The following is a 19297-nucleotide window of genomic DNA, read 5'->3' on the forward strand; positions in this document are numbered from 1 at the left end:
TATATTTTTTTATTTTTTAAAATCAAAGTATGCTACAGCGTTGTTGTAGCTAATGTTCGTGATCAGCTTTTCCAGTAACTTGGCATCATTCGGGATTTCTCCACGTTCTACGAGATCACCGATGAAATCACACAGGATGCGGCGGAAATACTCATGACGCGTATAGGAGATGAAGCTTCTTGAATCTGTCAGCATGCCGACAAAATTCATCAACAAGCCTGCTTCGGATAAAGATTTCAATTGTTTCAGCATGCCGTACTTGGTATCGTTGAACCACCAACCTGAACCCATCTGGACTTTGCTCTTGATGCCTTTATCGTTCACTTGGAAATTTGTGATTGCTGTTCCCACTAAATCGAAATAAGTAGGGTCAAGGTTATAGGCGATGAATTTAGGCAACTCATTCGTCAGGTCCATTGCACCAAGGAGATTGTTCAAAGCATAGGATACGTTCGGTTGATCTTGGATGGAATCGAAACCGGCATCTGCGCCTAATTTAGCAAACATGCGCTTGTTGTTGTTGCGGATGGCGCCGAAGTGCAATTGCATCACGAAGTCTTTGGCTGCGTAGATTTTGCCCAGTTCCACTAACAAGCGTGTTTGATATTTTGCATATTCCGTTTCAGAAACGCTGTCCCCTACGATCGCTTTAGCGTAGATGGCTTCAATCTCTTCATCCGTGGCTTCAGCATAGTAGATTTGTGATAAACCGTGGTCGGAAACGTTTGAACCGTGATCCGCAAAATATTGGATCCGCTCTTCCATCCCTTCCAGCAACTCAGCGAATGACGCCATTTGCTTGCCTGTCGCTTCTCTCATTTTTCCGATGAACCCAGTAAATTTAGCTGCGTCTTGGATAGCGAAAGCTTCATCCGGACGGAAACCAGGAACGACGGCCACATCAAATGTCTCGTCTTCAGCGATTGCTTTGTGCCATTCCAACGTATCCGTAGGGTTGTCTGTCGTGCAAATGAAGGTTACGTTGGAATTTTTGATTAACGTACGCGCTGTGAGCTTTTCCTCTTTCAGCACGCGGTTGCATTCTGCATAGATTTCCTTCCAGTTGGCACTGGTGAGCGTTTCTTCTATATGGAAATACTTTTTCAATTCCAAGGCTGTCCAGTGGAACAACGGATTCCCTACTGCATTTTCAGCAGTGTAGGCCCAAGCTTCAAATTTTTCTTCAGGAGAAGCATTGCCGGTGATTTTTTCTTCCGGAATTCCCATAGCACGCATCGCGCGCCATTTGTAATGATCTCCGCCCAACCATAATTCCGTAATATTTTCGAACTCATAGTCTTCAGCAATCTGTTGTGGGACCAAATGGCAGTGGTAATCGAAGATAGGCATGCTTTCCGCATATTCGTGGTAAAGTTTTTTTGCCGTTTCGGACTGTAACATAAAGTCGTCATGAATAAATGACATGTGAAGAAATCCCCTTCCGATCTTTATTTTGAAATACTACTTATTATTGTGCTTTGATTTCTGCCAATCGATCGGCAAATTCTTTAGCTGCAGCCGCTACACTCGCGTAGCCGCCTTCTTTAAGGTTGCGTGTCAAGGCACTGCCAACACCGACCGACCAAGCTCCGTTAGCGATCCATTTGTCCATATTATCAATGCTTACGCCACCTGATGGCATCACGTCAACCCAAGGAATAGGACCATGAACGTCTTTGATGAATCCAGGACCCAACAAACCACCCGGGAAAAGCTTGACTACTTCGCAGCCAGTTTCCAAAGCCATTTGAATTTCTGTTACAGAACCGCATCCAGGCAAATATGGAACAGTGTATAAGTTGCACATTCTTGAAATTTTCTCATTAAAGGAAGGGCTTACGATAAATTTCGCTCCGTTCATGATCGAAATTCTCGCTGCGACTTCATCCAATACCGTACCTGCACCTACGACCATATCCGTACCTGCGAATTCATCAGACAACTTGCGCATAACATTTTCAGCACCCGGTGTCGAAAATGTCACCTCGATGTTCTTGATGCCTCCTTGATAAGATGCTTTTGAAATTTCATAACCTGCCTCTTCGGAAGCTCCGCGCACTACTGCAAACAGGTAATTCTCTTGTAATTGAGCCAGGGTATCTCTCTTGACGCTCATTTGTCATCCTCCATCCATTGTTTCGCATTGTGGAACTCAGTATCATAACTCGAGTTCATTATAGAATTTACCATCTTTTATGTCAACGAAATTCCATCAGAAATATAAAAATGACCGCGCAATTGTGAAATTTTTGTGGCGTACTCCTGAACATCCCTAGAAAAAACAAAATAATTTGCAAAAAAACTCCCCACAAACGCATGTATCATGCGGTTCGTGGGGAGTTTTCACCGTGTCGGCCTCATATCTAAAAGGATCAAAAGTGACCGAGCAGCTGTGAAATCTTTGTGGAGTACTCCAAAATTTTTCCTGTATAGAAGTCTTTATCAACCATGTCAGACAATGGCAAGGAGATGCTGATCGCACCTGCGGCAACTTCCCTTGCACTCGAAAACGCTGCAGCAATACAGACGATGCCCTCTTCAAACTCCTCATCATCAAGGGCGTACCCATTTCTTCTTATTTCATCCAGTTCATTGACGAGTTCTTCATAAGTGGTGATTGTGCGTCCGGTCTTCTGTTCCGGCACGATACTGTCCCAATATTCACGAACGGCAGCATTTTGGCGGGTGCTCAGAAGCGCTTTCCCGACCGCAGTGCAATAAAGCGGCGCTTTCGTACCAATCTTTGATTGCATCCGCACGCCGCGGGACTCGCCATACTTATCGATGTAGAGCACTTCATCATTGTCTTCCACAACCAGATGCACGGTCTGTTTCGTATCATCCGACAACTGACGGATCATGCTTTTGGCCACATTCAAGAAGTCGATGTTGTGGACGCGTTTGTTCCCGAGATGGAACATCTTCAAGGAAATACGATATTGCTTTGTGTCTGGATTGCGGTCGATATAGCCATTTTCCATCAAAGAGTTCACCAAACGATGAGTCGTTGCTTTATGCAGATGGACTTTTTCGCTCAACTCCATCAGGCTGAGGCTAGGATAGTCCGCCAATGTTTCCAGGATCGATAAGGCCCGATCTATCGATTGCACTTTCGGGCTTGTGTTTGTTTCTTCTTTTTGCACCATTTTTCTGATCATCCTTTTTTCGAATATAGTCTCAAACCTTATAAAATCTTTGTATATCATTCCATTTTCCATGCTTGTCTAATCAAAAATAAGCGTTTGGATTCACTAAACGGGAAACCGTTTCATATTGTGATATTATAACAAACAAAATAAACCATGATAAGCCCCCTGAGTGACATTTCCATAAATATTTACATACAGGTACAGATACACACCTTCACGATGGACAGCTTTTGTGTCTTCTTATGGAAGCAACTGCTGAGGATTATGTCAGAAATTTGACAAGCCTGTCTTAATCTTTGATCATTTCCCCTGATCCCCTTTGACTTGAATGCGTTTTCTCACTATACTGATATCAGATTAAGAAAACCGGTTTCATATTGTGATATAATATTCCCGCTATTATTATTTTCGCTCTTCTTATCAAAAATAATCTTTTATGGGAGGAAGTTTTAAAATGGCTCAAAATCAATTAACAGGCGCTACAAAACGGCCATTCGGATTCCGTGACCTACTCGGATATTTCATGGGCGACTTCGGCTGCAATATGAGTTTCACGCTAATTTCCAGCTATATGTTCATCTTCTATACACAATACATCGGGATTTCCTTGGCCCACTATTCCATTGTCATTCTGATCACAAAAATCCTCGATGGCATCAATGATCCGATCATCGGCGCGATCGTCGACCGCATGGGTGCAAACAAAAAAGGCGAAAAATTCAAACAATGGATTCTCCGCGGAGCTCCTTTCTTGGCATTGGCAGCGACCGTCATGTTCATCGACGCAGCCGACTGGAGCTATCCTGCTAAACTTGGCTTGTGTATCGGTGGCTACATCTTATGGGATATCACTTATACAGTCGTTAACGTACCTTACGGCGCCTTAAGCTCTGTTATGACTTCCAAACCTTCACAACGCGCTGCTCTATCCAATGCACGTTCTTGGGGATACATCATCGCCGGTGTTCCTCTAGGCATTCTGATTCCGATGTTCGCTTACGAACAGGTCACAAAAAACGGCCAAACAGCCAGTATTTTCCGCGGCGAAAGAATGTTCCCTATTGCTGTCATTTTGGGTGTCGTTTCCATCGTCGCCTTTGCCCTTCTCTATCTGAATACGGAAGAACGCATCCAACACATAGAGATTGAAGGCGAAGAAGTGAAATTCAACTATTTCAAGACATTAAGAGACTTCTTCCGCAACCGCGCAATTCTGGGTATTGCTCTTGCCTCCATCGCGCAGATACTGTTCATCATGGGCGGGAACCAATTGCACCAATTGACTTACCAGATGTACTTTGGGGACGGAACTTTGAGTTCTTACTCCATCCTGACACAAATTATCCCATTGTTCGTGGGTACTGCTATCGGTGGTGCCTTGGTCGGAAAATTGGGGAAAAAGGAATTATCCACTTGGCCTTTGATCGGCTCCATCGCAGTCTATGCTTTCCTTTACTTGGTCGAAATCACAAACCCGATTCTTTGGATCGCGATGCAGATCATCGCAAACAGCTTCGCCTTCGGTTTGACGATCTACACCTGGGGTATGGTTGCTGACGCGATCGATTTTCAAGAGTGGAAGACCGGCATCCGGAATGAAGGTTCGGTCTACGCTACTTACTCTATGCTGCGTAAAGTCGCACAAGGCTTCGGCCAATCCTTCATCCCTGCAGCTATAGCTATCCTGATTCCAACATTGGATGTCAAGAATCCTGTAACTTGGACCGCCGAAAACTCACTGGCCATCAGGGATATGGCTGCCCTGTTCCCACTGATTGGCTATGTCCTGATCTTCATCTGCTTCAAGTTCATCTTCAACTTGGACAGAAAAACAGTTGCTGAGATGCAATCCGCTTTAGGCCGTGACGAAGAATAACCCATCCACAAAAAAAAAACCCAACTGGATTACTTCCGGTTGGGATTTTTTGTATTATTCGTGTTCTGCAAAGAACTCTTCTGGCGTCTTCAGAACGCCTCCGGTATTGGCTGATGTAACCAAAGCGGCGTAACGTGCCAACCAACCTGTCTTCACTTTCGACACAAAGCGTGTTTGTTTTTTCTTTCTTTCTTCCAGCACTTCATCAGCAACGCTTACGTTGATCGTACGGTGCTCCAGATCGATGACGATTTCATCGCCGTCTTCAATTAAGCCGATTGGGCCGCCTGAAGCTGCTTCCGGAGAGATGTGTCCGATTGCGATACCGCGAGTGGCACCGGAGAAACGGCCGTCCGTGATCAGGGCAACGTCACGGCCTAAGCCGCGTCCCACGATGGAAGATGTTGGCGCCAGCATTTCGGGCATTCCGGGTCCGCCTTTAGGGCCTTCATAGCGGATGACGACAACATGGCCTTTTTTGACTGTGCGGTTATCGATTGCTTCCGCCGCTTCATCATGGCTGCTGAAGCAGATCGCTTTTCCAACGAATTTTTTGATGTCTGCATCCACGCCGCCTACTTTGATGACGCCGCCGAAAGGAGCGATATTCCCGTTCAGGATGGACAAGCCGCCGACCGGAGAATAGGCATTTTCGTATTTATGGATGACTGCTTCATTCTTTATTTCGTGATCCGCGACATTTTCACGGATCGTCTTGCTGGTGACAGTGATACGGTCCGGATGCAGGTTGCCGTGTTTGATCAATTCATTCATGATCGCCGGCACACCGCCCGCCTCATGAACGTCATGCATGGAGTATACAGATGATGGTGCTATTTTTGAGAGGTACGGAGTTGTTTCCGCAATCTCGTTGATGCGGTTCATGTCGTAGTCGATTCCGGCTTCTTTCGCCAAAGCCAGTGTATGCAACACCGTATTTGTCGAACCGCCCATCGCCATATCCAAGGCGAAGGCATCATCGATGGCATCAGCAGTGATGATGTCAAGCGGTTTGATGTCTTTTTTGACCAAGTCCATCAATTTGAAGGCCGCTTCGCGGATCAGTTCTCTTCTCTCGTCGCTGACTGCCAAAGCAGTACCGTTGTAAGGCAATGCCAATCCCAATACTTCCATCAAACAGTTCATCGAGTTGGCGGTGAACATCCCCGCACAAGAACCGCATGTTGGGCAAGCATTGGCTTCCATATCGAAGAATTCTTCCTGGGTCATGTTACCTTCTTTGAAAGTGCCGACCGCTTCAAACATGGATGACAATGTCAGAGCCTGTCCGGTAGCGGAAAGTCCCGCCTTCATCGGGCCGCCCGAGCAGAAAATCGCCGGAACATTGGTGCGGACAGCAGCCAACAGCATACCCGGTGTAATTTTATCGCAGTTCGGGATATAGAAGACACCGTCGAACCAGTGTGCGTTGATGACCGTTTCAGCGGCATCAGCAATGATTTCGCGTGATGGCAATGAGTAACGCATGCCGATGTGTCCCATCGCAATCCCGTCATCGACACCGATAGTGTTGAACTCAAAAGGAATCCCGCCGGCTTCACGGATCGCTTCTTTGGCGATATCGCCTAATTCTCTCAAATGCACGTGACCAGGCACGATATCTGTATAGGAATTGCAGACAGCTATGAACGGTTTGTCCATGTCCCCTTCTTCCCTGATTTGTCCGGTCGCTCGCAATAAGGAACGATGTGGCGCTTTATCTATTCCCTTTTTGATTTTATCACTACGCATTGCTGTCTCCCCTTTTTTCCTTATATTTATAAAAAAGAAGCCCTCATGTGATATAGGGCTTCAGCTTACGTCGAGCCCTGATTCACTAAGAATAGGACTCAACTAATTGAATAGTTTGAATCCTAGGGCATAATAATGACTAATAAAGTGTTTACAGCATGGTAAGTCGTCGTACTGCGTGCGTTCATTCTTCTCATCATACTGCAACTCCTTTCATTATCTTTCTTTAAATATTAAATCTAAATTAGAAATAAGTCAATGCTTTTATTTTTCTATCATATTCCATTCGGCTGTCTCCATGAACCCTTACAACTAAAGGACAGGAACAGGCGAAAAGTTTTCCGGAAAGCAGAGATCCGCATTATCCAAATCGATAGAATCGATGATCATTTCCGTTTCGTATGCCAAACCATGCTCGCCCTCACTCAAGGTCAGCTCATTGAAATGACAAAGGATTCCTTCATACAGGGGCACAAACGGCAATGCTTCCAAAACATCTGTTGGCCTCATTAGTGCCACGGGCTTGTTGGCTTGCAGCACGTCCCCCTCCACTAATACAGTAGAAATAAAATGAGAACAAAAATAATAATTTTTCCTATTCCATTCCTTATTGAATAGAGCCGGCAATAGTCCTAGCAGATTATAATGGTATTTTTCTTTGTCCTTCTCGAATGAAGAAACATAGGCTCTCATGACAACCGCCTGTTCCTCTGACACAGTCAACGCATAAACCGCACATTTTGCCCGGCTGTAGAAAGCGGATGTCACATCTTCTTGTATGAACCCACCTATAAAAGGGTTATTGGCTTTTTTGCGGCCGAAACTGAAGGTATCCGCTAGTTCTGCATCAAACGCCAAGGATACGTGGTTATATTTTTTTCTCGTGAACAATTTGATGATCCGCGTCAATATCGATCCTGTATCCGTCAATAATAAATAAATCTTCTGATCTGACATCCTGATGCTCCTAATTTGTTATTACAAAATCCGGCTTCCAAACCTATTATTCAGGTTGCTGATAAGATTGGCCATCCCGTTGCAGCAAATGAAAAGTCGTTCTGTTTTTGTACCCATCCTTTCATTATACCAAAAACATTTAGGCTGGATGCAACTTTTCAGAAAATTATCTTTATCTTCTTTTTTGTTTCATTCGTCTCTCCGCTACCGATACTAGGATAGTCGAAGAATATCTGATAAGATAGTAGAAAAATAGAAGAAACACAGAAGAAAAGATGATTAAAAGGAGCACACATACATGTACCATTGGTCTAAACTATCCAAAAACTATCCGGCATCCAGCATCCGAAAGATGGCGAAGTTGGCGGCCCAATTTGATGACACACTGATGCTGACGATGGGCGAACCGAATTTCGAAACGCCGGAAAGCATCAAAAAAACCGCGCAGGATGCGATCGCCGCAAATCATACGCACTACGGTCCCAATGTCGGCGAACTCGCTTTCCAACAAGCCGTTGCCAAAAAATATACGGACCAGATCGGTATCCCCTTCGATCCGAATGAAGTCATGGCAACTTTCGGCGGAACGGAAGCCATCCTGCACGTGATGATGGCGATTCTCAATCCAGGCGACGAGGTGGTCATCGCCGACCCGAGCTATCCAAATTATCTTGGTCAGATCATGCTTTTGGGAGCTAAAGTCGTCCCGGTGCCCGTCTACGAAGCAAATTCATTCAAGATGCAGGCTTCCGACATCGCGCAAGTTCTGACCGACAAAACACGCCTGATCATCCTGAACACGCCAAATAATCCGATGGGTTCGATCCTTGATCAGTGCGATATGGAAGCCATCGTGGCTTTGGCCGATCGCCATCAGATTGCGATTCTGTCTGATGAAGTCTATGAAAGCCTCATTTATGATGGAAAGAAACATTTCAGTCTGTTCCAGATACCCGGGGCTAAGGAAAATCATTTCGTCGTGAACAGCTTATCCAAAACCTATGCGATGACGGGCTGGCGGATCGGTTATGTCGTCGGCAATACGGAGGCCATTGATCGCATGGCTGAGTTCAGGGAAGGTATCGGCTTCTGTGTCCCTCCCTTCATCCAGGAAGCCGCAATCACTGCAATCACAGGACCGCAGGATGATGTCCGTTATTTTCTGGAACAATATGACCGTCGCCGCCACATCATCGTTGATGGCTTAAACCAGATTCCAGGCTTCCATTGCCTGAGTACGGAAGGCGCCTTCTATGCCTTCCCGAACATCAAGGCATTCGGCAAGTCCTCCTATGATTTTGCGATGGAAATCTTGACGGAAACCCACGTGGCGCTGACACCGGGCTCCGCTTTCGGGAAAATGGGCGAAGGCTACTTGAGGATTCCGTTCGCTGAATCGGAAGAAGTCCTGCAGGAAGCCGTTGACCGCATCAAAGCTTATATCATAAAAGCTTATCCGCATTTATAGAACAAAAAAACGACGAGTCTCCTCGTCGCTTTTTTTATCATTAGTTATCTGTTTTGGCTGACTTGTTTTTTCCCCATGCTTGCCAGACATGGTAGGCATACTGGGAGAAGGTGATGACAGCCAATCCCCCGACGAACAGCTGCAGGTAGATCAACCCAGGCAGACGGAACAAGGAAAGCAGGATCGTGGTAAAAATCAGGACAGTTGTGGCTTTTCCGAATATATTCGCCGGCACGATGATTTTCGGCTCGACATTCAACAAAGCCACGCCCAGCAGTATCTGTAGGCCGTCTTTTATCAATACGATCAGGAAAAACCAGTTTTCAATATACCCGATGTCCATCAAGGTGTACAGAACAGAAATCTGCATCACTTTATCCGCAAACGGGTCAGCCACCTGCCCGAATTTGGTGATGGCATCATATTTCCTGGCAATGTAGCCATCGATGATGTCGGTAAGGCTAGCGACCAGAAAAATGATCATCGCCCAACGTACCGGATGCGCCACATCGGAATAGAAGACCATCAAATAAAAAGGGATCAAAAACAGGCGTATCAGCGTCAGGATGTTCGGTACACGTTTCATAAATTTGGCCTCCCAGCTACCATTGGCGTACTTCTTACATATATTTTAATCTATAGTGCGTTCTTTAGCTATTTTTAGCAGAGTCGAATGCAAAAAAAATTCAGAAACCAAGCAGCCGGATGGCAGCAGATTTCTGAACGATCTTCAATAATGCATGACGTTGTCTTGATAATGGATGCCCGTCCCCGCTAGGAAGACGATTTCATCGAAGAAATATTGCATTTTCTGGGAAGAGGCCAGCATGAATTCTGGATGCCACTGCACCGCGAAGATGTTTTGGCTTCTTTCTTTTGCTTGGAAGGCTTCGATCAACCCATCTGAGCTCCAGGCAATGGCTTCAAAAGGCTCCGCCAATTCCTTGACGCCTTGGTGATGGAAAGAGTTGACGAGATGTTTCTCACCTAAAAAGGAACGTAAGAAATTATTCGGCGCAATCGCAATCGAATGGGAAGCATATTGGATGTTCGTTTTTTGGTCATGTTGGACATCATACTCTTCCAGCTGGCTAATATCCTGATGCAGGCTTCCGCCAAAAGCGACATTGATCAGCTGCATCCCGCGGCATACCGCAAAAATCGGTTTGCATTGGTTGTAGGCCTCTCTAGCCAAAGCAATCTCGAAAGCGTCCCTCGCTGGATGCGTGACACCCAATCGGTGCGTTGGTTCCTCATCATAAAGAATGGGGGATACGTCCTGCCCGCCCGCCAAAATTAATCCGTCCACAGCATTGATGTAATGTTCTGCATCCATGGGATCGCTGATGGGAATCACGAGCGGAATCCCCCCTGCTACTTGTACACCATCGATAAACCCTTGCGGTGTGTAGGTTTTTTCCATCTGATTACCGAGTTCAGCGCTCAAATGGTTGCCTCCAATTCCTATAATCGGTTTCATCCCTTATTCCTCCCGTCACATTTTTTTTTAATGAAGTGCGGTCATGATCTGCAGACACTTCCCAAAAAGGCTGTCAAATGAGCGCACGATGTACAAGCTTAACTTTACCGCAACACATATACATGTCCATGCAGCTGTCCATCATTCTCATTCCGCCGCCCTATTATTGCGATTCAATAAATTTTTTCACCAAATTCACATTTAAAAATAAATTAATGCTATTGTAACGTGCTGTCATGCCTCTGTCAATGACGAGTTGTGGTGTTTTTCATTGCAACATCTCATTTTTATTCTCCATTTTTCATGAATATCCTTGATTTTTCTTGCTTTTTGGACGCTTTTGCTCTAGGATTCAATATAGAAAATAAAATTAAAAAAGAATGAGAATACTTGTACCGGTATATTTTTTTTGGGGACAGAGTAGCATTAAAAACGGATAGATTATACGCAATTGCAAAAAGAGATTGAACTCGCATTCGAAACAATTGTACAATTGACAGAGGCAAAAGAAAAAAGCAGCAATCAATATTGAAGCGTATTAAAATACTATCGTAAAGAGTCAGGGCGTCGAGTGTGGTCATCCACATCAAGACGAACACCCTGCCGAGGAGGAAATTATGGCAATTTGGTCAAATAATTATCACGGTTCCATGAATGAAAAGGCATTTGAATTCAATTCATCGATCGATGCGGATGCCCGACTGGTCTATGCGGACATCGCCGGAAGTATCGCTCACGCAAAAATGTTGGGGAAAACCGAAATCATTCCCCGCGAAGAAGCGGATGCACTCGTCAATGAACTGGGCAAAATGAATGATGAGCTGCAAGATGGCGATCTCACTATCGATTTCTCGGAAGAAGATATCCACAGCTTCTTGGAAGCGGAATTAACGCGTCGTCTTGGCGCTATCGGCAAAAAGGTCCACACCGGCAGAAGCCGTAATGATCAAGTAGCGACTGCTTTGAAGTTGTATTCTGTTTCTGCGTTGGAGCATTTGTCCAGCCTCGCTGCCAACGTTGCCCTGGCATTGAGCGAAAAAGCCGAACAGCATCTGGAAACGATCATGCCTGGTTATACCCATCTGCAACGTGCACAACCCATCACTTTTGCCCATCACCTAATGGCTTACACTGAGATGTTCCTGAGGGACAAATCCCGTCTGGATGATGCAAAAGAAAGGGTACTGCATTATTTACCGCTTGGCAGCGCAGCGCTTGCGACTACAACTCTTCCGTTGGACCGCGCATTCACTGCTGAAGCACTCGGCTTCAAGGATTTTTCCCGGAACAGCCTGGATGGCGTATCCGATCGCGACCATTCCATGGAAATGTTGGCGGATATGTCGATCATCATGGTCCATATTTCCCGTCTGGCTGAAGAAGTCATCCTCTGGTCATCGCAGGAATTCGGCTTTGTGAAAATCCGCGATACATTCTCTTCCGGATCCAGCATCATGCCGCAGAAGAAAAATCCGGACATCGCGGAATTGCTGCGCGGCAAATCCGGCCGTGTCTTCGGCGATTTGATTGGCGTACTGACTTTGATGAAAGGTTTGCCGCTCGCATACAACAAAGACATGCAGGAAGAGAAGGAATTGCTCTTTGAAGCAATCGACACGGTCACTTTCTGTCTGGAAATCCTGCCAGCAATGTTGAACGACATGGACGTGATTGAAGCAGCCATGCTGAAGGCTTCGCAAAAAGGCTATCTGAATGCGACCGATTGCGCCGACTTCCTGGTCGAAAAAGGCATCCCTTTCCGTGACGCTTACCAAATAACAGGAAATATCCTGAAAGAGTGCGAGGAACAGAACCTGACACTGGAAAACTTCCCGTTGGAGATGTACAAAAAACACTCGGACGCTTTTGATGAAACCATCTACAAGAAGGTTGACCTGAAGGAATGCGTCATCCGCAGAAACGTAGCCGGCGGGCCGGCACCGGAACGCGTGAAAGAGCACATCGAGTCAGTCAAAACAAAATTAGAAGACTACCAGATCATTTCGTAATCAATCATTAACAGAAAGAGGCAGCCTCAAAAATGAGGCTGCCTCTTTCTGTGGTTTGGCGGTGGAATTCCCCGCCAAAGTGGTTTTGAAGGGGGAATCTCTGAGTATACATTCAATCCCTATACAAAAGACCTTTCTACCAACGTGCTACGTTCACTCAGGTATCCGTTCAATCTTCATCAAATTGGTTGTGCCGCTTTCTTTTATAGGCGTCCCAGCAGTGATGACGATGGCGTCTCCAGGTTGCGCAAAGCCCTTTTCTTTCGCCAATGCGGTTACCTTGCTCAGCATATCGTCGACATTTTCAGGTTCTTCGATGACGAAAGCCTGGACACCCCAGACAAGCGTCAATCCTCTCTGGACCCTCTCGCTGTAGGTTGCGGCCAAAATATTCGCTTTCGGCCGGTATTTGGAGATCATGCGGGCCGTGTGCCCGGAACTGGTTGCCGCTACGATGGTCTTGATGCCCAGATTCATGACTGTGCGCGCTGCAGCCTGGCTGATGGCTTCGGTAACGGATGCCTTATCGAACAAAGACATGGTGGACAGGTTGCCGCCATTTGCCTCCAAAGCTTCTTCCGTCCGTTCCGCGATCCGCGCCATCATCGCGACGGTTTCGACGGGATACTGACCGACAGCCGACTCGCCGGAAAGCATGACTGCGTCTGTTCCGTCAAATATGGCATTCGCGACGTCGCTCGCTTCTGCCCTTGTCGGCCGCGGATTCCATTGCATGGAGTCTAACATCTGAGTGGCGGTGATGACTTGTTTTCCGACCAGATTGCATTTCCGGATCAGATCTTTTTGGACGATTGGCACATCGCCCCCGTTGATTTCGACACCCAAATCGCCGCGCGCCACCATCAAGCCGCTGCACACTTTGAGTATCTCTTCGGCGTTTTGCACGCCTTCCTGGTTTTCTATTTTGGCGATGATCTGCGTGTGCGTCGCATCCATTTCTTCAAGTATCTCGATAATTTCCAGTATATCACTGGCCCTGCGGACAAAGCTAGCGGCGATGAAGTCCACTCCCTGCTGGACACCAAAGCGGATATCCGCAGCATCCTTTTCCGTCAGCCCGGGCATACTGAACTTGGCTTCAGGCACATTGATGCCTTTTGAATTCTTAAGGATGCCGTCCACTTGGACTATGGCTATGATTTCTTTCGCTTCATAATTGATATCCGTAACTTCCAGAACCAATAATCCGTCATCGATCAAAATATGCATACCGATCGTCACATCATTGATCAGCTCAGGATAGGTGACAGAGAATTTTTCTTTTGTTCCTAGTACGGGTTCCATACTGATGATTACCGACTCCCCGGAAACCAACGTAACTGCGTCATCGGTCATTTTGTTTGTCCGGATTTTTTGGCCTTGGATATCCATCATGATACCTATGTTTTTATTCGCCAACCGTGCAGCTTCCCTGACATTATTCAGACTGACCATATGCGTATCATGTGCGCCGTGCGAAAAATTCAGCCGCGCCACATTCATGCCACTGTTCATCATCCTTACCAACACATCGACGGAATCGCTGGCTGGTCCAATTGTGCAAACTATCTTCGTTTTTTTCACTATTAGCCCCTCATTTCTGAATTGACCATCCTCTTAACCTGACATTTACCTGTCTTCATTATAGAACAAATGCTCCTATTAAGAAATTATGACGCTACGGAAAGCAAAAAACGTGCTGCTTTTCGGCACCACGTTTTTATAAAAATTCAGATATTCGGTTCGGTTTGGATAGCTTCACTTGATTTCAATGGTTTTGATTTCAGCGTCAACAAGAACACGGTTGACAGGATCAAGGCGATACCGAGCAGATCCGTCCAGTGAAGACTGGTCCCGAGCCAAAAAACGGAAAGGAACGTTGCAGAAAGTGGTTCGGCCGACGAAAGTAGGCTTCCTACCGTTGCGCCGATGCGATGCACCCCTTCGAGATAGAGGCTGAAGGAAATGACCGTCCCAAACAGGATGATGACCAGCAAGGAAGCAACTGCTGCGAGGTCCCAAGTGCCGATGATCCGCCAAGGCTGGTACACGATCGACAGCAGAACGCCGCCTATCAGCATCCCCCACCCCAATGAGAGCAGCGTCCCATAAGTTTTGATCAGACGGGCTGGCTGCAGGTTGTAGATGACGACAGAAACAGCCGACAAGAGCCCGTACATCAATGCCTCTTGCGAGATGGCCAGACTGTCAAATTGGCCATGTGTGGCCAACAGGAAAATACCGGCTACCGCGAAGACGATGGCTGCCATTTCAGCTGGCCGCGGTAATTTACTGTTCTTGACGGAAAGGTAAACCATGATCAGGACCGGCGCCAAAAATTGCAGGACTGTAGCCGTTCCCGCATTCGAATGGCTGATCGTCGCAAAATAGGTGTACTGGCAAAAGGACAGGCCCAAAGCCGCAAACAGGAACAAATCCCTGCAGTCCCGTTTTTCTTTCCAGACCCGAAAGATAGTGCCCTTTTCTTTTTTGTAGCATAAAGCCAACAAAATCAAGCCGGCCATCAGCATCCGGACGGCGACCAGCCAGCCGGAGGTCAACCCGCGCTGCTGCAGCAGAAACTGCCCGCTGGTTCCTGAAATCCCCCACAACAAAGCCCCTACAACGGTAAACAGCACGCCGGATTTATATTGAGACATTCCATCCCTCCATTCCTTTACATTTTTCAAATAACATCATTATATGCGATGGCTGGACAAATAGAAAGCTGATATTTTTGCTTTGTCCGATGAGCGATTTTGTGGGATACTGATAAGCGTGAACGAAAACGGAGGTTGAAAAAATTGATACGCATTAAAGAAGCCATTTTACACATTTTGGACATCAACACGAATGAACCGATTTTTTCCTATGCGGGACTGGATACGTCAGAACGCATGATGATCGAATACATCGAAGCGATGGTCGCAAAGGTCGAAGATTCCGATAGCATGAAGGACGGGATTCTGGAAGAGGACAATCAGATGACTGCCCTGTTCAGGAACTGCCAAAGCGATTTCGTCGAAGGCACGAAAGCCTTGTCGGAAAAATTCTTCAATGTGACCAAATTGAATCCCGAAATCCCGCCCGCGGATCTGCTGATCGCGCATTTTGAATTGGATGAAGTGCCGTGCCTTGGGGTGTTCAAGCTGAATTACTCAGACAGCTATACGCACTTTGTTTCGTATGAAGGGGACGTTTTGACCAACCAGATCATCTTGAACCGTGCCATCCTGCCTTCGCAAAGACAAGCCATCCAGGAAGGCCTTGTTGTGAATCTGGAGCAGATGGTATACCATGTCATCGAGAAAAAACACATGATTGCTGAGTTGGGCGAAAAGGTGAATTACTTCACGGAAATGTTCCTTGAAGACACGCCGAAGCCGAGCCTGAAGGAGAACATCTCGATCATCAAAAAGGCCGTCCAAAAGACGAGCAAAGCCTTCAACGATGAAGAATTCCAGGTATTGGCCGAAACGAAGGAAGCCATCGTCACGAGCATGCAGGAAGACAACCTCATCGATAACGAAAAAATCGCTGAAGCCTTGTTCGGCGATAATTTCGCCAAAAAACAGAAATATTTCGAGCAGGTCGAAGAATTGGGCTATGTGGATCGTGCCCCTGCGGAAGCGGCAATCGCCGGACCGAAATATTCCAAACAAAAATTCAGGCTCGATAACGGCATCGAAATCAGCATTCCGCTGGAGCTTTACAAAGACCCTGACGTTGTGGAATTCATCAATAACCCCGACGGCACAACATCCGTCATCATCAAAAACATCGAGAAGATCAAAAACCTGTTTTAACCACAAAAAAACCGATGGCGCTCAATGCGAGGCTATCGGTTTTTTTGCTTATTTCGCTTTTCTGGAGATGTTCAGGATGGACATGCCGTAGAGCAACAGCGCGGTGCCGATCAGGATCAGGATGCTGGTGAAGGGAGTCACTGTGGTTTCCCCGAAGCGGATGGTATGCCCCATCATCAGTTTGAAGGCATCCAACCCTTCAACCGGAACCCCTTCGAACGAGATTTTTAAAGGTTCCTCCATCATTACTTGCCTCATCAAGGAAGCCGAATAGGTCATCGGGAACAGTTTGATGACCGTCTGCACACTGTCCGAGAACTGCCCGATCGGCACATAGACCCCGGCAAGGAAGCCGATGATGGTGCCGAGGATTGTGCTGGCTGTCGCGAAAGCGTTCTGGCTTTGGAAGAAGGAAGTCAGGAAATAGACCATCGCACTGCTCGTCAACACAGTGAGCAGGATTAGACTGATCATCTTCAGCATAGCCACCGGAGCCAGCAACTCCCCCCCGTTGAGGAAGATGTACGCTTCGGCCAACACGAACGTAACGAGGCTCATGATGAACCCCACAACAACCGAACTCAGGATATAACCTGCCGCCAATCTGCTCGAGCGGATCGGCGAGACCGTAAAGTCCTTCAATATTTTATTGGCCCGGTCATCGATCATGACAGCAAAGGCCCCCATCGTCGTCGTCACTCCGGAAACCGAGATGACACCGGACATGATCCAGCTGTCCATGACATACTGCGCGCCCATCGAGTCCCCCAGAGCGCTCGTCAAATTTTTACCCAAGAAAAAGACGTAGAGGCCGATGATGATCAGCACTGCCAACAAGGAGAAGAAAACATTCGCCTTATCCCTGAAAAATATTTTTATGTTGCGGCCAATGATCGGTATCATTCCTGCACCTGCTTTCCTGTGATCGCAATAAAGGCATCGTCCATGGAACCCGCCACCACCTCAAAGTATGTCAGATATGGTTTGCATTGCTCCAGAATGGGCAGTGCATCCATCGTTTTGGCTAATTTGATACGGAAGAGGTCTTGCTGAAGCTCATACTGCGCCTGATGAGCATCCAAAATGCGGCTCACTTCGGAAACTGTTCCGGTCCGCATCTTCAATACGTCAGAGCTGTACCTTTCCCGCAGCGCATCCGGAGTCCCTTCGGCGATGATTTCGCCTTCATCGATGATGACGACATAATCTGCGCTGGCCGCCTCCTCCATGTAATGCGTCGTCAGAAAAATCGTCATCCCGTGCTCGGCCTGCAGTTTCCGGATCGTGTCCCAAACATTCTTGCGGGTTTGGGGATCCAATCCGGTCGTCGGCTCATCCAAAAAGAGTATCTTTGGCGTGTTGATCAAAGCCCTCGCGATATCGGCTCGCCGCTTCTGCCCGCCGGATAATTTTCCGTACGGCCTGTCCAAGAATTCCGTTACCCCGGCGGCCTCGTTCGCTCTGAGGAATGCCGGTTCCCATTCCGATTTGGACAATCCATAAAAACTCCCTCTCACCTCAAGATTTTCCTTTACGGTCAACAGCTTGTCCAACAAGTTTGTTTGGAAGACGACGCCTATATTGGAGCGAATCGCAAAGTCATCTTTCCCTATAGTGAATCCATTTATCGTGACTTCGCCGCTGTCCGCCTGCAGCAGCGTGCAGATGATATCGATCGTCGTCGACTTGCCCGCTCCGTTCGGCCCCAAAAATGCAAAAAGCTGGCCGGCATTCACATGGAAATCGATGTCTTTGACCGCTTGCACATCTCCGAAACGCTTTGATAAGCCTTTTACTTCTATGATTTTTCCCAACTGAAAACACCCTCTCTGATAACAAACGCTGTCCATTCAGAATATAACTAATTTCTCCATGTTCAGTGTATCAGAATGGAGAATGGAGACAAAATAATTGTGTGCCGGATTTTGGCATTCATTGTTTTTTGCATGTGTGCTCCGGTTGACCACAATTCTCCGCTCTGCTCCGGCGAGCGGAGGCTTCGCCGGATGTCGGCCAACATTCTGATTCCCTCCTCCGATAAGAAACGCTTGGCAGGAGGTGGGGCTGAAGGTTACCGGCATACTCCGGCAGGCGGATCCCCACCGGAGCTGGCGATCGCTCCATCTGCTTTCCTCCGGCCAACGGCAGCTGCCCACATATTGATGGTGGACAACAAAAAAGCAGCGGCCATCTCATCTCGAGACAGCCCCTGCTTACATTTGTTACGCTCTATCAAACGCGTTCTACCTGCTCTTAACCAACAGATTGATTGCTTGTTGGACGCTTTCTTCTTTCGAAATGTTGTCTTTTTCCTGATCATTCACACAGGCAACCAGATTTTCGGCAACGATGATGCCCATTGCTCGGTCGATGCTGGATCGGACTGCGGACAATTGCGTCACGACGTCGGAACAATCCTTTCCGTCTTCCATCATGGCAAGGATACCACGCATTTGTCCTTCCGCACGCTTAATGCGGTTGATTATATTTTTGTTGTATTGATTCACACAACCTCACCCCTCCAGGCCGAAATGCCTCCCATTACGTTCGTTACTTTGTAGCCCTTTGAAGCAAGATATTGGCAAGCTGCAGTTGAGCGAGCACCGCTCAGGCACATAACATAGTAATTTTCATCCTTATCCAGTTGATCCGCAGTGTCTTCTAAGCCGCTTAAAGGCATAGAGATGGCACCGTCTACGTGCGCATGTGCAAATTCGTCTGCTTCACGTACGTCCAAGAGTTTGACAGGAGTTTTTTTCCATAATTGTTCGAATTCCGGCATTGTAATTGATTGATACAT

16 protein-coding genes and 1 pseudogene are annotated in these 19297 nt (G+C 47.0%); 4 read left to right on the forward strand and 13 right to left on the reverse strand.

Translation table 11 applies throughout. The features are described from left to right. Positions 1–9 precede the first annotated feature (9 nt). The 3 genes from uxaC to BLV66_RS06525 form a co-directional block, all read right to left on the reverse strand. Positions 10–1425: a glucuronate isomerase gene (uxaC, locus tag BLV66_RS06515; RefSeq protein WP_086987276.1), complete on the reverse strand. Its 1416-nt coding sequence runs from the start codon at positions 1423–1425 to the stop codon at positions 10–12. A 43-nt stretch (positions 1426–1468) separates the two neighbouring features. Further along, positions 1469–2116: a bifunctional 2-keto-4-hydroxyglutarate aldolase/2-keto-3-deoxy-6-phosphogluconate aldolase gene (locus tag BLV66_RS06520; protein WP_086987275.1), complete on the reverse strand. Its 648-nt coding sequence runs from the start codon at positions 2114–2116 to the stop codon at positions 1469–1471. A gap of 256 nt (positions 2117–2372) precedes the next feature. Beyond that, the gene (locus BLV66_RS06525) at positions 2373–3146 is read right to left on the reverse strand and encodes an IclR family transcriptional regulator (RefSeq protein ID WP_086987274.1); all 774 of its coding nucleotides are present in this window, start codon (positions 3144–3146) and stop codon (positions 2373–2375) included. Positions 3147–3603: 457 nt separating this feature from the next. Here BLV66_RS06525 and BLV66_RS06530 point away from each other — a divergent pair, with 457 nt between their 5' ends. Then, a complete protein-coding gene (locus tag BLV66_RS06530) occupies positions 3604–5025 on the forward strand; it encodes an MFS transporter (protein ID WP_176974156.1) in 1422 nt (473 codons plus the stop codon). 54 nt (positions 5026–5079) lie between these two features. Here the strand turns inward: BLV66_RS06530 and ilvD are convergent, their stop codons facing one another. Further along, on the reverse strand, positions 5080–6777 hold the full coding sequence (gene ilvD, locus BLV66_RS06535) for a dihydroxy-acid dehydratase (protein ID WP_086987272.1): 1698 nt from the start codon (positions 6775–6777) through the stop codon (positions 5080–5082). A gap of 312 nt (positions 6778–7089) precedes the next feature. Then, positions 7090–7734, reverse strand: a complete 645-nt coding sequence (locus BLV66_RS06540) for a hypothetical protein (RefSeq protein WP_086987271.1) — start codon at positions 7732–7734, stop codon at positions 7090–7092. Positions 7735–8032: 298 nt separating this feature from the next. On the opposite strand from BLV66_RS06540, the gene BLV66_RS06545 reads away from it, so the two are divergent. Beyond that, positions 8033–9202: a pyridoxal phosphate-dependent aminotransferase gene (locus tag BLV66_RS06545; protein ID WP_086987270.1), complete on the forward strand. Its 1170-nt coding sequence runs from the start codon at positions 8033–8035 to the stop codon at positions 9200–9202. A gap of 40 nt (positions 9203–9242) precedes the next feature. Here the strand turns inward: BLV66_RS06545 and BLV66_RS06550 are convergent, their stop codons facing one another. Both BLV66_RS06550 and BLV66_RS06555 read right to left on the reverse strand, forming a co-directional pair. Beyond that, a complete protein-coding gene (locus tag BLV66_RS06550) occupies positions 9243–9788 on the reverse strand; it encodes a CDP-alcohol phosphatidyltransferase family protein (protein WP_086987269.1) in 546 nt (181 codons plus the stop codon). A 144-nt stretch (positions 9789–9932) separates the two neighbouring features. Then, on the reverse strand, positions 9933–10682 hold the full coding sequence (locus BLV66_RS06555; RefSeq protein ID WP_086987268.1) for a gamma-glutamyl-gamma-aminobutyrate hydrolase family protein: 750 nt from the start codon (positions 10680–10682) through the stop codon (positions 9933–9935). 617 nt (positions 10683–11299) lie between these two features. Here BLV66_RS06555 and argH point away from each other — a divergent pair. Then, on the forward strand, positions 11300–12691 hold the full coding sequence (gene argH, locus BLV66_RS06565; protein ID WP_086987266.1) for an argininosuccinate lyase: 1392 nt from the start codon (positions 11300–11302) through the stop codon (positions 12689–12691). Positions 12692–12853: 162 nt separating this feature from the next. On the opposite strand, the pseudogene pyk reads toward argH, so the two are convergent. Together pyk and BLV66_RS06575 are read right to left on the reverse strand one after the other, a co-directional pair. Continuing rightward, positions 12854–14275: pseudogene (gene pyk / locus BLV66_RS06570) on the reverse strand (pyruvate kinase); the annotation flags it as partial. A 146-nt stretch (positions 14276–14421) separates the two neighbouring features. Continuing rightward, positions 14422–15351: an EamA family transporter gene (locus BLV66_RS06575; protein ID WP_086987264.1), complete on the reverse strand. Its 930-nt coding sequence runs from the start codon at positions 15349–15351 to the stop codon at positions 14422–14424. A 144-nt stretch (positions 15352–15495) separates the two neighbouring features. Here BLV66_RS06575 and BLV66_RS06580 point away from each other — a divergent pair, with 144 nt between their 5' ends. Beyond that, positions 15496–16497, forward strand: coding sequence for a nucleoid-associated protein (locus BLV66_RS06580; protein ID WP_086987263.1), 1002 nt, complete (start codon positions 15496–15498; stop codon positions 16495–16497). A gap of 48 nt (positions 16498–16545) precedes the next feature. Here the strand turns inward: BLV66_RS06580 and BLV66_RS06585 are convergent, their stop codons facing one another. The 4 genes from BLV66_RS06585 to BLV66_RS06600 form a co-directional block, all read right to left on the reverse strand. Continuing rightward, entirely contained in the window at positions 16546–17400 is an 855-nt protein-coding gene (locus BLV66_RS06585; RefSeq protein WP_086987262.1) for an ABC transporter permease, read from the reverse strand. Then, positions 17397–18311 carry an ABC transporter ATP-binding protein gene (locus BLV66_RS06590; RefSeq protein WP_086987261.1) on the reverse strand — a complete coding sequence of 305 codons (915 nt, stop codon included), beginning with the start codon at positions 18309–18311 and terminating at the stop codon, positions 17397–17399. Before BLV66_RS06590 ends, BLV66_RS06585 begins: the two co-directional genes overlap by 4 nt. Positions 18312–18740: 429 nt before the next feature. After that, on the reverse strand, positions 18741–19004 hold the full coding sequence (locus BLV66_RS06595; RefSeq protein ID WP_086987260.1) for a metal-sensitive transcriptional regulator: 264 nt from the start codon (positions 19002–19004) through the stop codon (positions 18741–18743). Beyond that, positions 19001–19297, reverse strand: a complete 297-nt coding sequence (locus tag BLV66_RS06600) for a rhodanese-like domain-containing protein (protein ID WP_086987259.1) — start codon at positions 19295–19297, stop codon at positions 19001–19003. Before BLV66_RS06600 ends, BLV66_RS06595 begins: the two co-directional genes overlap by 4 nt.

The organism is Trichococcus collinsii, from assembly GCF_900107505.1.
Classification (GTDB): Bacteria; Bacillota; Bacilli; order Lactobacillales; family Aerococcaceae; genus Trichococcus; species Trichococcus collinsii.